14 protein-coding genes are annotated in these 13,371 nt (G+C 70.1%); 5 read left to right on the top strand and 9 right to left on the bottom strand.

From position 1 onward, the window contains the following. The first annotated feature begins 33 nt into the window (after positions 1–33). Complete coding sequence (locus tag ACIRSS_RS03575) at positions 34–963, top strand: acyl-CoA desaturase (protein ID WP_400890100.1); 930 nt, start codon at positions 34–36, stop codon at positions 961–963. Positions 964–1,061: 98 nt separating this feature from the next. Next, entirely contained in the window at positions 1,062–1,283 is a 222-nt protein-coding gene (locus ACIRSS_RS03570) for a hypothetical protein (protein ID WP_400890098.1), read from the top strand. Positions 1,284–1,319: 36 nt separating this feature from the next. On the opposite strand, the gene ACIRSS_RS03565 is transcribed toward ACIRSS_RS03570, so the two are convergent. Further along, positions 1,320–2,549, bottom strand: coding sequence for a hypothetical protein (locus ACIRSS_RS03565; RefSeq protein ID WP_400890096.1), 1,230 nt, complete (start codon positions 2,547–2,549; stop codon positions 1,320–1,322). Between the two features lie 69 nt (positions 2,550–2,618). Here ACIRSS_RS03565 and ACIRSS_RS03560 point away from each other — a divergent pair, with 69 nt between their 5' ends. Next, positions 2,619–2,774: a hypothetical protein gene (locus ACIRSS_RS03560; protein ID WP_400890094.1), complete on the top strand. Its 156-nt coding sequence runs from the start codon at positions 2,619–2,621 to the stop codon at positions 2,772–2,774. Here ACIRSS_RS03560 and ACIRSS_RS03555 read toward each other — a convergent pair whose 3' ends face one another. Continuing rightward, positions 2,775–3,635, bottom strand: coding sequence for a RimK family alpha-L-glutamate ligase (locus ACIRSS_RS03555; protein WP_400890092.1), 861 nt, complete (start codon positions 3,633–3,635; stop codon positions 2,775–2,777). Next, positions 3,632–3,946 carry a hypothetical protein gene (locus ACIRSS_RS03550; RefSeq protein ID WP_400890090.1) on the bottom strand — a complete coding sequence of 105 codons (315 nt, stop codon included), beginning with the start codon at positions 3,944–3,946 and terminating at the stop codon, positions 3,632–3,634. The genes ACIRSS_RS03555 and ACIRSS_RS03550 overlap by 4 nt, the downstream gene beginning before the upstream one ends. Positions 3,947–4,025: 79 nt before the next feature. On the opposite strand from ACIRSS_RS03550, the gene ACIRSS_RS03545 reads away from it, so the two are divergent. Continuing rightward, positions 4,026–4,994 carry a quinone oxidoreductase family protein gene (locus ACIRSS_RS03545; RefSeq protein ID WP_400890088.1) on the top strand — a complete coding sequence of 323 codons (969 nt, stop codon included), beginning with the start codon at positions 4,026–4,028 and terminating at the stop codon, positions 4,992–4,994. A gap of 45 nt (positions 4,995–5,039) precedes the next feature. Here the strand turns inward: ACIRSS_RS03545 and ACIRSS_RS03540 are convergent, their stop codons facing one another. From ACIRSS_RS03540 to ACIRSS_RS03515, 6 genes are all read right to left on the bottom strand, one after another. Beyond that, entirely contained in the window at positions 5,040–5,597 is a 558-nt protein-coding gene (locus ACIRSS_RS03540; protein ID WP_400890086.1) for an FKBP-type peptidyl-prolyl cis-trans isomerase, read from the bottom strand. Between the two features lie 10 nt (positions 5,598–5,607). Then, complete coding sequence (locus ACIRSS_RS03535) at positions 5,608–7,857, bottom strand: HelD family protein (RefSeq protein WP_400890084.1); 2,250 nt, start codon at positions 7,855–7,857, stop codon at positions 5,608–5,610. A gap of 57 nt (positions 7,858–7,914) precedes the next feature. Next, positions 7,915–8,742 (bottom strand): hypothetical protein, encoded by an 828-nt coding sequence (locus ACIRSS_RS03530; RefSeq protein ID WP_400890082.1) that lies wholly within the window; start codon positions 8,740–8,742, stop codon positions 7,915–7,917. A gap of 132 nt (positions 8,743–8,874) precedes the next feature. Further along, positions 8,875–9,498 (bottom strand): hypothetical protein, encoded by a 624-nt coding sequence (locus ACIRSS_RS03525; protein ID WP_400890080.1) that lies wholly within the window; start codon positions 9,496–9,498, stop codon positions 8,875–8,877. After that, the gene (locus tag ACIRSS_RS03520; RefSeq protein ID WP_400890078.1) at positions 9,495–9,911 is read right to left on the bottom strand and encodes a hypothetical protein; all 417 of its coding nucleotides are present in this window, start codon (positions 9,909–9,911) and stop codon (positions 9,495–9,497) included. Before ACIRSS_RS03520 ends, ACIRSS_RS03525 begins: the two co-directional genes overlap by 4 nt. A gap of 77 nt (positions 9,912–9,988) precedes the next feature. Beyond that, a complete protein-coding gene (locus tag ACIRSS_RS03515; RefSeq protein ID WP_400890076.1) occupies positions 9,989–10,969 on the bottom strand; it encodes a heme o synthase in 981 nt (326 codons plus the stop codon). Between the two features lie 283 nt (positions 10,970–11,252). Here ACIRSS_RS03515 and tkt point away from each other — a divergent pair, with 283 nt between their 5' ends. Then, on the top strand, positions 11,253–13,355 hold the full coding sequence (gene tkt / locus ACIRSS_RS03510; protein WP_400890074.1) for a transketolase: 2,103 nt from the start codon (positions 11,253–11,255) through the stop codon (positions 13,353–13,355). Positions 13,356–13,371: the final 16 nt, after the last annotated feature.

Here is a 13,371-nt window from a genome sequence, read left to right as displayed (position 1 = left end):
CGGCCGTAACACCCTTCGGCTACGGTCCGCCCCATGACGACGCGCTCCGCGCCCAAGCCGCTCATCTCCCACCGCCGGGGCACCGGCGAGATGCTCGTGCTGAAGACGTTCCTGCTGGTGCCGTTCGCGGCGCTCCTGATCGCGGTCCCGCTGGTGTGGGGCTGGGGCATGACCTGGATCGACCTCGCGCTGGCGGCGGTGTTCTACGTGTTCGCGACGCTCGGCGTGACGGTCGGTTACCACCGCTACTTCACCCACGGTGCGTTCAAGGCGTCCCGGCCGTTGCGCGTGGCGCTGGCGATCGCGGGGAGCATGGCGGTCCAGGGATCGGTGATCTTCTGGGTGGCCAGCCACCGCCGTCACCACGCTTTCGCGGACCGCGAGGGGGATCCGCATTCGCCGTGGCTGTTCGGAACGTCCCCATCGGCCCTGCTGCGCGGCTTCTGGCACGCGCACATGGGATGGATGTTCTCGCGCGAGGTGACCAACGCGGACCGCTTCGCCCCGGACCTGGTGGCAGACCGCGACCTGCGGGTGGTGAACCGCTACTTCTGGCTGTGGATCACGTTGAGCTTGGCCCTGCCGGCGGTGTTGGGCGGGCTGCTGTCGTGGTCGTGGTGGGGCGTGGTGACGGCGTTCTTCTGGGCGGGGTTGGTCCGGATCGCGTTCCTGCACCACGTGTCCTGGTCGGTGAATTCGATTTGCCACCTGATCGGGGAGAGGCCGTTCGCTTCCCGCGACAAGGCGGCGAACTTTTGGCCTCTAGCCCTTTTGTCCATGGGCGAGTCTTGGCACAACTCTCATCACGCCGACCCGACTTGTGCTCGGCATGGGGTGTTGCGGGGGCAGGTCGATGTGTCGGCGCGGGTGATCCGGACCTTCGAGCAGCTCGGCTGGGCGACGGATGTCCGGTGGCCGAGGGCTGACCGGCTGGCCGCCAAGCGCTCAAGCACATCAGCTTAATACCCTCCCCGTTGACACGAAAGAGAGCTGACTCGCTCGATCGTGTCGCCGAGTTTCTCTTACGGTGAGCCAACTTCCCCATCACCGAAGGAGACCTCATGGACAAGCGCAGCAAGAACGACCGGCACGGAAAAGGCCGGCGCATCGCCGCGGGCGCGCTGATTCTCGTGGCGGCCGCAGCGCTCGCGCTCGGGGCAAACGTCCCGTGGCGCAAGGGGGGCGGCGGGGGCAACACCGGCAACTCCGTCGTCGCCGGCAACACCGTTGACTCCATCACTCTCGGAAGTGGCGGCAACACCAGCAGCTCATCCGCCATTTAAGGAAACGCCACTCGTGACCGATGTGACTTTCATCGGTCACGAGGTTTTCCATCTGAAGGCAATCCCGTAATCCTCCCGCGGATGACACCCGTCGACAAAGGTGTGCCGTACAAAGCCGTCCCCGACCTTAAGCAGGTGCGGATCACCGTCCGGCGGTTTCCGGGTCCGCTCGAACTCCAGCTGTTCTGCGTACCACCAGCAGGCCTCCGGAAGATGCTTCGCGTCGAAGGTCAGCTGGATCGTCAACCCTCCGGGCGCGATGCCGTGGTGGTCGATGCCCACGTTGAGCCACCTGCGTTCCTCGTCGAGCTGCTCGTCGAGCGCCTCGGAAACGAACGTGTAGCGCTCGCCCTTCCGCAGCGTCCGGCGAAAGCGCAAGCGCGCCTGGATCGGGTCGCCCGGGTGCGCCCAGGGTGACGCGACCACCCGGCACCCCCACAAGGCCGTCACCGGCAGGTTCGCCGGCTCGTGCTCCCAGCCGATCGCGGCGTGCGTGTCGTAGCCATCGACGCCGTCCTCGCAGGCGATGATGTCGCGTTCGGTGATGCGGCGCCGGATCGTCCGGCGATGCATCACCGCGGTGATGAGCATGCGCTCGATGAACACCGGCTGCGCCCCTCCGGATGCGGCACGGGCACACCAGGTCACGCGCTCGTCCGCTGCCCGGCCGATGTCGATGTACGGCGGCCAGTCCGGACCGTCCGCCAGCTTCTCCGCCATCCGACCCGCCAAGGCCGTGAGCGAGTCACTCCAAGCCTTGTTCATCGGCGTCGTCGTGGTGGGCGGCGGATCGCCGAAGACGCCCGGCAACAGCATCAACTGCCGGAAGCGGCCGCCCAACGTGTCCTTCCACGCCGTTCCGCCCGGCGCCGGCGGCACCCGGAACGCTGCCAGCAAGGCGTTGTGACGGCGAGAGGTCCCGGCCGCGCCGATCTCGTCGACCAGCAGGCCCCACACGGCGAACGCACGCATCTCGCGAGGCAACGACGCCGTCGGCGCCACCAGGGAACGAAGCACCGTCGCCGAGTCGCTCACCGGTTTGTCGATCGCTTCACGGAGGAAGCGAAGCGGTTCGCCGTCCTTGCGCTGCGCCAGCCAGCGCAGCGCCGCTTCGACTTCCGCGGGCGACGCCGCATCCTCAACCGGCTCGCTGCCCATCCCGATCGTCATGACGCCCTCCGCTACCCCGACGAAGATCGACAAATCCCCGGCAACGAGGAAAAATCCGGCGACAAAGAAAAATCCGGACCGGAAACGAAAGATCATTTCCGGTCGGGCCCACCGGCGGTCACCATTGCCTGGAGTGCACTAGTACACCGATAAAGGGGTAGCACAGTGACCAAGGGCGAGACAAGCAAACGAAGCCGCGGCCTGCGGGAACTGATCAAGGTCGGCCTGAGCGGAGTCGGCGGGCTCTACCTGCTCACCGGCTCGATCGCCGTGACCACGATCGGCGCCATCGTCGCCCTCGCGCTGGCCGCCGTGCGATGACTACGCCAGCTGCTGCCGCACCGCCGACGCGAACCGCGTCGCCGCGGCCGGGTCCGTCTGGCGGAAGCCCAGCGATGGCTCCGTCAGCTCCAGCTCCAGCAGCAACGGCTTGCCGTCCGCGCCGCGGACCAGGTCCACCCGCGCGTACAGCAGCTCCGCTCGCAGGATGCCCAGCAACGCCGACGCCGCGTCCAGGACGTCCTCCGCCAGCGCCACCGCGTCCGCGGGCGGCGAAGCCGGGGCCAGCTCCTCCGACAGGTACAGGCCCGATGAGTCCATTGTGGAACCCAGCATCGCGCCCTTGGAGAACGCGTGCGAATAGATTCCGCCCAGGTACACCAACGCCAGCTCGCCGTCGGTGTCCACATTGGACTGGTACGGCTGGATCAGCGCCGAGTGGCCCTCGGCGTGCAGGGAAGCCACGTGCGCGGAAGCATCAGCACCCGCGGCGAACTTCGCCGCGCCTCGGGAACCCGCGCCCACCGACGGCTTGACCACGAAGTCCGACGACGGGAAGCGAACCGGGTCGCCAGGAGAAACCAAGACCGTCGGCACCACCGCGACGCCCGCGTCGAGCAGCTCGACCAGGTACGACTTGTCCGTGTTCCACCGGACCACCGCCGCCGGGTTGAACAGCGCCGGCACCGACTCGCACCACGAGAGGAACGACTCACGTCGTGCCGCGTAGTCCCAGGTCGCCCGCAGGATCACGGCGTCGGCGGACGCGAAGTCGGCGTCGGAGTCCCAAGCCGCCCACGCCACCGAAAAGCCCAGCGAAGACAAAGCGGGCACCACGGCGTCGTCGTCGCCGTCGCCCGAAGGGAGCTCCGCGCAGCCGACCAGGATCGCGCTGGGGCTCACCGGCCCGCCATCTTGCGGCGGTGCTCCGGGCCGATCTTCGTCTGCTTGACCGTCTCCGCGTCCCACTCGGCCGGCGAGAGGTCCTCGACCGCCTCGATCAAGGCCGAACCGGTCTCGACGCTGGGCACCACGACGTCGCCCAGCGCGCCGTCGGCGCCGACCAGCACGACGCGCGCGCCCGCCCGGCCGATGTTCTCCACCACCGCGCGGGACGGCTTGCCGTGCGCCTTCACGAACTTGCGGGCCGCGCCCAGCTGCGCGCTGGTCGGCGGGACGACAGCTTCAGATGTTTCGGACACGTACCGAACCATAACCAAAGGAGCGCCGGAACGCGGAACAGCGTGGCGTCGGCCATAGTTGCACCGGGAGAACCCGACCCGAGGAGGACGCATGCCCACCGCAGTGCAGGTGACGAAGACCGGCGGCCCGGAAGTGCTCGAAGCGGCCGAAGTGGACGTCCCGGCCCCGCAGGCCGGCGAGCTGCTGGTGGACGTCGCCGCGGCCGGCGTCAACTACATCGACACCTACCAGCGGCAGGGCATCTACCCCATCGACCTGCCGTTCGTCCTCGGCCTCGAGGGCGCGGGCACGGTGGTCGAGGCCGGCGCCGACACGGGCTTCGACAAAGGTGACCGCGTCGCCTGGCAGGGCTCGCTCGGCAGCTACGCCGCGCGCAAGCTCGTCCCCGCGTCGATGGCGGTGAAGGTGCCCGAAGGCGTCTCCCTGGAGACCGCGGCCGCGACCATGCTGCAGGGCATGACCGCGCACTACCTGGTCGCCTCGACGTTCGAGGTCAAGCCGGGCCACGACGTGCTGGTGCACGCGGCCGCGGGCGGCGTCGGCCTGCTGCTGATCCAGCTGGCGAAGGCGCGCGGCGCCCGTGTGATCGGGACGGTGTCGACCGAGGAGAAGGAGAAGCTCGCCCGCGAAGCCGGCGCCGACGACGTGATCCGCTACGACCGCGACGACTTCGCGAAGCTCGCCCGCGAGCTGACGAACGGCGAGGGCGTCGACGTGGTCTACGACGGCGTCGGCAAGGACACCGTCGACGGCAGCCTCGCCAGCCTCAAGATCCGCGGCCTGCTGGCGCTGTTCGGCGCGGCCAGCGGCCCGGTCCCGCCGATCGACCCGCAGCGCCTCAACTCGGGCGGCTCGCTGTACCTGACCCGCCCGACGTCGGCGCACTACACGCGGACGCGCGAGGAGATCGACTGGCGGTCGCAGGAGCTGTTCGACGCGATCCAGGCGGGCGACCTGACCGTCCGGATCGGCGGCAAGTACCCGCTGGCCGACGCCCGCAAGGCCCACGAGGACCTGCAGGGGCGCAGGACGACCGGCAAGCTGCTGCTCATCCCGTGACGCACCGGGGGCCGCTCCGGAAACCCGCAGCGGCCCTCCCGCACGTCAGGCGACCGAGACGGCGTCGGTGACGAAGACCAGCGTCTCGTTCGGCTTGATGCCCTGGCCGCCCTGGCCGTACGCCAGGTCCGGCGGGATGATCAGCAGCCGGCGGGCGCCCTGCTTGATGCCCTCCAAGCCCTGGTCCCAGCCCGGGATGACCTCGCCCGCGCCGAGGTTCAGGTCGAACGTCTGGCCGCGGTCGAACGAGCTGTCCAGCTTCTGCTTGTCCGACCACGTCACCAGCAGGTAGTTCATCTTGAGCTTCTGACCGGACTTCGCGCCGGCGCCGGTGCCCTCGGACAGGTCCTTCGTGATCAGCTTCTTCGGCGGGTCGCAGTCGTCGGGAATGGTGATCGTCGGCACCTCGCCGAACTTCCCCGTCGTCTTGATGTCGTCCGCGGTGCACTCGCGGCCCTTGCTCTGGGGCGCCTGGGCGGCGTCCGACGACGGCGGCACCGACGGCCCGGCCGGGGCGGCGGCCTGGGTCTTGGCCTGCTGGCCGCACGCGGCCAGCGACAGCGCCGCCGCGGCGACGACCACGATCTTCCCGATCTTCTGCATGCGAGGCACCCTAGCCAAGCACGGAGAGTGCCGGGACGTCGTCACCCGTGGCGACCACGCCGAGCCGCCGCGTAGCGCGCGTCAGCGCCACGTACAGGTCGTTGAGCCCGCGCGGCGAACCCGCGACGACCTCGTCCGGCGCGACCAGCACCACCGAGTCGAACTCCAGGCCCTTCGACCGCTCGACGGTCAGCACGCTGAGCCGTTCGTCGTGGTCGGAAAGCCACGAAGACACTTCGTCGAAACGACCGCCCGGTACCAGGACCGCCACCGTGCCACCGTCCACTTCGGACAGCTCGCGCGCCACCAGCCCGGGCAGCTCCGCGGCCAGGGAAGCCGGGCGCGCCGACCACGGTGGCACCCCGGTCTCCCGCACCGACGACGGCGCCGACAGCTCCGGCGAAACCTCCGCGAGGACCCGGGCCGCGACCGCCATGATCTCGGCGGGCGTGCGGTAGTTCACGGTCAGCTCTTCGAGGCGCCACCGGTTTTCGACGTACGGCGAGAGCACCTCGCCCCACGACCGCGCGCCCCCGGCCGCGCCGGTCTGGGCGACGTCGCCGACCAGCGTCATCGACCGGTTCGGCGACCGGCGCATGAGCAGCCGCCAGTCCATCGCCGACAGCTCCTGGGCCTCGTCGACGATCACGTGCCCGAAGGTCCACGTCCGGTCCTGCGCGGCGCGCTGGGCGGCGGTCAGCTCGCTGCGCGCGACCTGGCGCTCGGCGAACAGCTCGGCGTCGAGGACGTCGGAGACGCGCAGCAGCTCTTCGTCGATGATCTCTTCGTCCTGCTCGAGGATGTCGAGCACGCCCTCGGCGTACGCGCGGTCTTCGCGCTCACGGCGTTTGCGCTCGACGCGGGCTTCGGTGTCGTCGACGCCGATCAGCTCGGCCAGCTCGTCGAGCAGTGGCACGTCGGCCGGCGTCCAGCGCGCGTCGCGGCCGCTCTCCAGGAGCGCACGGTCTTCGGGGGACAGCAGCTTGCGGGCCGCGCTGGAGAGCCGTTCGCGGTCGGCGAACAGGTCGTCGAGCACGCTTTCCGGGGTCAGCACCGGCCACAACTCGTTCAGCGCGGCGGCGATGTTCTCGTCGGCCGCCAGCTCGGCGCGGATGTCCTGCAGGTCTTGACCGTCCAGGAGGTCCTCCCCCAGCTTCCGGGCGGCCTGGCGGGTCAGCGCGTCGAGGACGTCGGAGACGAACAGGCGCCGCGCCGGGTTGTGCGGCCGCCGCGAACGGCGGGCGCGGGTCCGGGCGTCGGTGCAGGTCTTGCGGTCCAGCCGCAGCACGTCGTGCTCGTACTCGATCTCCATGACCGGCTCGGGCACGCGCTGGCGGTCGCGCACGGCGTTGGCCAGCACCTCGGCCATGACGAGCCGGCCCTTGACCTCGGTGGTCTCGCGGGACTCGACGCCGTCGGCGTCCAGGCCCGGGTAGAGCTGCCCGATGGTGGCCAGCAGCACGCCGGTCTCGCCGAGCGACGGCAGCACCTGGCCGATGTAGCGCAGGAACGTGCTGTTGGGCCCGACGACGAGCACCCCGCGCGTCGTGAGCTGCTGCCGGTGCGTGTAGAGCAGGTAGGCCGCGCGGTGCAGCGCGACGGCGGTCTTGCCGGTGCCGGGGCCGCCCTGGACGACCATGACGCCGCCGAGCGGGGCGCGGATGATGCGGTCCTGCTCGGCCTGGATGGTGGCGACGATGTCGCTCATCTCACCGGTGCGGCGCTGCTCCAGCGCGGCCAGCAGCGCGGCTTCGCCGGCCAGGCCGAGGTCCTGGCCCTGGTCGGCGGCGGTGAGGTCGAGGATCTCGTCGTCGAAGCCGGTGACCTTGCGGGTCAGCGACCGCAGGTGCCGCCGCCGGCGCACCCCTTCGGGGGAAGCAGCGGTGGCGAGGTAGAAGGGCCGCGCGACGGGCGCCCGCCAGTCGACGAGCAGCGGCCGGTAGTCGTCGTCCTCGTCGAACAGCCCGAGCCGGCCGATGTAGGTGGTCTCCTCGGCGCTTTCGGGGACGAAGTCGAGCCGCCCGAAGGCGAGGCCCTGTTCGACGGAGCCGAGCTGGGCCAGCCGGTCGGTGTAGAGCGTCGTGGCGACATCGCGCTCGGTGCGGGCCTGCGGGGTGCCGCCGGCCAGCTGCAAGGTCTCGTCGAGGCGGCGCTGGGCGTCGACGCGCTCGGCGTCGAGCTTCGCGTAGAGGGTGGTGACGTACGCCTGCTCGCGGGCGAGCTCGGCGGAGAAGTCGTCCGAGGAGACGGACAAGAGCATCCTGCTTTCGCCTCAAGGAAAAAGAGCCAACCGAGTCTAACGGCCCCCGCGGCGCGATCATTCCGCCCCGAGGGCGCAGTACGGGTAGACCTCGGTGCGAGCATCGTCACCGGTTGTCGGAGCGCCGACGTCCGGGATCACCCAGGTCTCCCGTTCTCCCGGTGAGCAGGACTGGCCGGCCGGGAGCTGCCGCTCGACGACGATCTCGGTGCCGTGGGTGTCCCGGAAGGTGAGCTGCATGCCGGCCCACCCGCTGTCACCCCCGATGATCCGCCCGGCGGGATCACGGAAGATCGCGGTGGTGGTACTGCTGTCCAGGGCCCGGCAGTTCGTGGACATCTCCCGGTAGTGGACGTCGACGTAGATCGGGTTGTCCGGGTAGTAGTGCCGGGTCTGGAGCGGGGTCGCCTTAACTGGACTGAGGCTGCCCACGGCGCCACTCGGCAACCAGGCGTTCGGGCCCACGACGGTCTCGACGGTGGCCACGCTCGCGTCCCGCTCGTAGGTGCCTTTCCCGGCGCCGATCCGCTGGCCGGGAAGGAGGAGGGGAACCTCGCTGGCGGTGACTTCCGGGAGTTCGTGGCGCGCGGCATCGAACAGCCGGAACTTCACCGGAACGCGGTAGGCGACGTCGGCGCTGGTGTTCTCCACCACGGCCCCGAGACTGACCAGACCGGACGGGCTCTGGCTGAATCCTTGGTCGACCACCTTGATGCCGCCCCCGGGTGTGGACACCGCCGGCGAACTCACGACTAACCGCTCGGGGATGGTGCAGCGGTCGCCCGATGCTCCACTGGTCCAAGGCAGCTTTCCGCCCGCGGCGAAGACGATCGCACCGAGGAGAACGACCGTGCCGAGTACTGCCAGGACACCCTTGCGGCTCATCCGTAGAACCGCGCCCTCAAAGCGCTGACCTGGGCCGGATGGGCCTGATTGCGCGCTCAGTCATGGCACCCTCCCGAGTAAGCCCGACCGCCGAAGTCTCGCACAGTGTTCGCGACTACACCGAGAGTTCCGCTAATCCGCCCCGAGAGCGCAGTACGGGTAGACCTCGCTGCCGGGCGGGAGCACCGCCGGCAGCTCCTTCTCCCCCGGCGCGCACGACACGCTCGCCGCGGGAAGCTCCTCGCTCCGCGAGATCCCGCCGGTTTCGCCTCGGTGGAGCACCACAGCTCCGCGGCTGGTCAGCGCCCGGCAGTTGGCCGACGTGTAGCGAACCCCGCCCGGAACCGGGGTGGCGGTGACCGGCGTGTAGCCGCCCAGGCTCTCCGGGGCCAGCCACACCACCGGGCCGAACGTCACCGGCCCGGCGCCCGCGACGGCCGTGCGCTGCCCCGGCGCGAGCAGCGGTACCTCGGCGCGCGTCGAACCGGCGGCCACCGGGATGCGGTACGCGAACTGGGCGCTGGTGTTCTCGACTACCGTCCCGGCCCCCTGCTCGACGACCCGGAGGTCACCGCCGCCGGGAGCCGCGTCGGGCGCGCCCGGGAGCGCGGTGATGCGGGACGGGATGGCGCAGGCCGTGCCGAGCAGCTCGTTCGTGTCCAGCGGCACCTTGCCGCGGCCGAGGAGGGCCAGCAGCCCGAACACGGCGACCGCGACCACGCCGACCCCGATCTTCTTGAGCATCGGGGTGCTCACGGGATACCGGTGCTCGAACTCGCGACGCGGTAGAGGTCACCGGCACGGCCGTAGTACGACCCCTCGACGACGGAGACCATGATGTGCGCTTCCGGCTGCCAGTACGCGCGCATTTCGCCCGCTTCCGCCGGGTAAGGCACCTCCCGCAGCGGCACACCTCGCTCGACGAGCAGCGCGCTGACCTCGGCGAAGGTCACCGTGCCGGGAAAAGCCCCGTAGCGCGCCCGGATCGCCGGGTTGACCAGCTCGGGGTCGCCGTACCGGAGCCGGTGGGCCTGGACCGAGAAGTGCGTACCCGCCCACGGGACCCCGGGGTCGGGGCGCTGCCAGAAGAACTCGACCATGCCGTGGTCGCGTCCCAAGGAGTACTTCGAGGGGTTGTCGCCGAAGTCGTCGCCGAGCAGCTCCGCCACCCGCTCGGGCGACCACGTGGGGTCGGCGCCCAGGACGGTTCCGGACTCGATGACGTCGGCGAAGAACTCCGCCGGGCTCAGAACGGCAGGCCGAGGGTGGGCAGGCCGATGGCCGAGTCCACCGCCAAGGCCACGAACACGATCATCAGGTACGTGTTCGACCGGTGGAACAGCGCCATCGGCTTCGTCTCTTCACCGCGCCGCACCGCCGCCTGGAGGCTGTGCGCGTAGAAGAGGAACCAGCCGCCCGCGAGGATCGCGAACGTGCCGTACAGCCAGGACGTCACCGGGAGCAGCAGCAGCGTCCACGCCACCATCACCCACGAGTAGATGACGATCTGGCGGGCGACGTGCTGGGCGGTGGCGACCACCGGCAGCATCGGGACGCCCGCGCGCTCGTAGTCGTCGCGGTACTTCATGCCCAGCGCCCACGTGTGCGGCGGCGTCCAGAAGAAGATGACGCCGAACATCACGAACGCCGGCCACTGCACGGTGCCGGTGACGGCCGCCCAGCCGATGACCACCGGCATGCAGCCCGCCGCGCCGCCCCAGACGACGTTCTGCGACGTGCGCCGCTTCAGGCCGAGCGTGTAGACGAAGATGTAGAAGAGGATCGTGGCCACGGCCAGCACGGCCGACAGCAGGTTGACCGTGAAGTAGAGCACCACGGCCGAGGCGACGCCCAGCACCAAGCCGAAGATCAGCGCGCCGCGGCGGGGCACCGAGTCCTTCACCAGCGGGCGGCGCTTCGTGCGGTTCATCACCTTGTCGATGTCCGCGTCGATCACGCAGTTGAGCGCGTTCGCGCTGCCCGCGGCCATCGTCCCGCCGACCAGCGTGGCCAGGACCAGCCACGGCGAGGGGATCTGACGGCCGGCGAGGAACATCGCCGGGATGGTGGTGACCAGGAGGAGCTCGATCACCCGCGGCTTCGCCAGCGCGGCGTAGGCGCCGACGACCCGGCGGAGGCTTCGCCGGTCACCGTGCGGTCGATCACCGGTCGGGTGCACGGCGCTGGTGTCTTCACTGCGTCCGTGCGCAGCGTTCACCAACGACATTTCACTCCCTGCGTCAGGTTCGGGCGGGTCCGTGCCGGAAGCCGTGGTGGAACGCCGGTCTGAACCCTCGAACGATGTTAGACGTGGTGAATCCCGTGGGTGATCGCGGGTCCTCGACCGGCCCAAGCACTAGGCTGGCCGCGACGGGCCGCGATTGCCCCTGCGCATGGCCGCGAGCAGGAATATCGTCCCTTCGGGATCGATTGAGATAAGTAGCCGCGCGTACGGGTAACCGGAACGAGGAAGACCAGCCGCAACCATCATGACCGGGAGTTGGAGTTCAGTGTCCGAAACCGCCACTACCAGCGAGAACAACCCACTCCTCCGGCGTAACGTCCCCGCCGACTGGACCGAGACCGACACCCGCGCCGTGGACACCGTCCGGGTGCTGGCCGCCGACGCCGTGGAAAACTGTGGCAGCGGCCACCCCGGCACCGCGATGAGCCTGGCGCCGCTGGCCTACACGCTCTTCCAGCGCACGCTGCGTCACGACCCCTCGGACCAGCACTGGCCGGGCCGCGACCGGTTCGTGCTGTCGGCCGGCCACTCGAGCCTGACGCTCTACATCCAGCTGTTCCTCGCCGGCTACGGCCTCGAGCTCGAGGACCTCAAGCAGCTGCGCAAGTGGGGATCCAAGACCCCGGGTCACCCGGAGTACCGCCACACCGACGGCGTCGAGACCACCACCGGGCCGCTGGGGCAGGGCCTGGCGAACGCCGTGGGCATGGCGATGGCCGCCCGCCGCGAGCGCGGCCTGCTCGACCCGGACGCCGCGCCCGGCGAGAGCATCTTCGACCACCACATCTTCGTGATCGCCTCCGACGGCGACATCGAAGAGGGCGTCACCTCCGAGGCCTCGTCGATCGCGGGCCGCCAGGAGCTGGGGAACCTGATCGTCTTCTACGACGACAACAAGATCTCGATCGAGGACGACACCAACATCGCGCTGTCCGAGGACACCGTGAAGCGCTACGAGGCCTACGGGTGGCACACCCAGGTCGTCGAGGGCGGAGAGGACGTCGTCGCGATCGAGGAGGCCATCAAGAACGCGAAGGCCGAGACGCAGCGGCCGTCCTTCATCGCGCTGCGGACCGTGATCGGCTACCCGGCCCCGAAGAAGATGGGCACCGGCAAGGCGCACGGCGCCGCGCTGGGCGCCGAAGAGGTCGCCGCCGTCAAGAAGATCCTCGGCTTCGACCCGGAGCAGACGTTCCAGGTCGAGGACGACGTGCTCAAGCACACCCGCCAGGCGCTCGAGCGCGGCAAGGCCGCGCACGCCGAGTGGCAGGAGAAGTACGAGGCCTGGGCCAAGGCCAACCCGGAGCGCAAGAAGCTCGGCGACCGGATGGCCACCCGCACGCTGCCCGAGGGCTTCGCCGACAACCTGCCGAAGTGGGAGCCGGACGCCAAGGGCATCGCGACCCGCAAGGCCTCCGGTGAGGTGCTCAACGCCCTCGCCGAGCCGCTGCCGGAGCTGTGGGGCGGTTCGGCCGACCTGGCCGAGAGCAACAACACGACGATGAAGGGCGCCGACTCGTTCGGTCCCGAGAAGGCCGCCACCGAGATGTGGCAGGCCACCCCGTACGGCCGGACGCTGCACTTCGGCGTCCGCGAGCACGCCATGGGCTCGATCCTCAACGGGATCGCGCTGCACGGCGGCACCCGCCCGTACGGCGCGACGTTCCTCATCTTCTCCGACTACATGCGCCCGCCGGTCCGGCTGGCCGCGCTGATGAAGGCGCCGGTCACCTACGTGTGGACGCACGACTCGATCGGCCTCGGCGAGGACGGGCCGACGCACCAGCCGATCGAGCAGCTCTCCGCGCTGCGCGCGATCCCGGGCCTCAACGTCGTCCGCCCGGCGGACGCCAACGAGACCGCGTACGCGTGGAAGGCCGTGCTGGAGGACATCCACCACCCGTCCGGCCTGGCGCTGACCCGCCAGAACGTGCCGGTGCTCGAGGGCACCAGCGCCGAGGGCGTCGCGAAGGGCGGCTACGTCCTGGCGGACTCGGACGGCACCCCGGACGTGATCCTGATGGCCACCGGCTCCGAGGTCCAGCTCGCCGTCGAGGCGAAGAAGACCCTCGAGGCCGACGGCGTCAAGGCGCGCGTCGTGTCCATGCCGTGCGTCGAGTGGTTCGACGCGCAGGACGCGGCCTACCGCGAATCCGTCATCCCGGCCGGTGTGAAGGCCCGCGTGTCCGTCGAGGCGGGCATCGCCCAGTCGTGGCACCGCTTCACCGGTGACGCCGGGGTGAACGTTTCGATCGAGCACTTCGGCGCCTCCGCCGATGCCGCCACACTGTTCCGTGAGTTCGGTTTCACCGCGGAAGCAGTCGTCGAGGCCGCGCGCCGCTCGATCGCCAACACCAAGAATTCCTGAAGGGGATGACGCAGCA

Source organism: Amycolatopsis sp. NPDC101161 (genome assembly GCF_044768185.1).
GTDB lineage: Bacteria > Actinomycetota > Actinomycetes > Mycobacteriales > Pseudonocardiaceae > Amycolatopsis.
The sequence above is the reverse complement of the archived record's forward strand: the minus strand, read 5'-3'. Positions and strand labels throughout refer to the sequence as shown.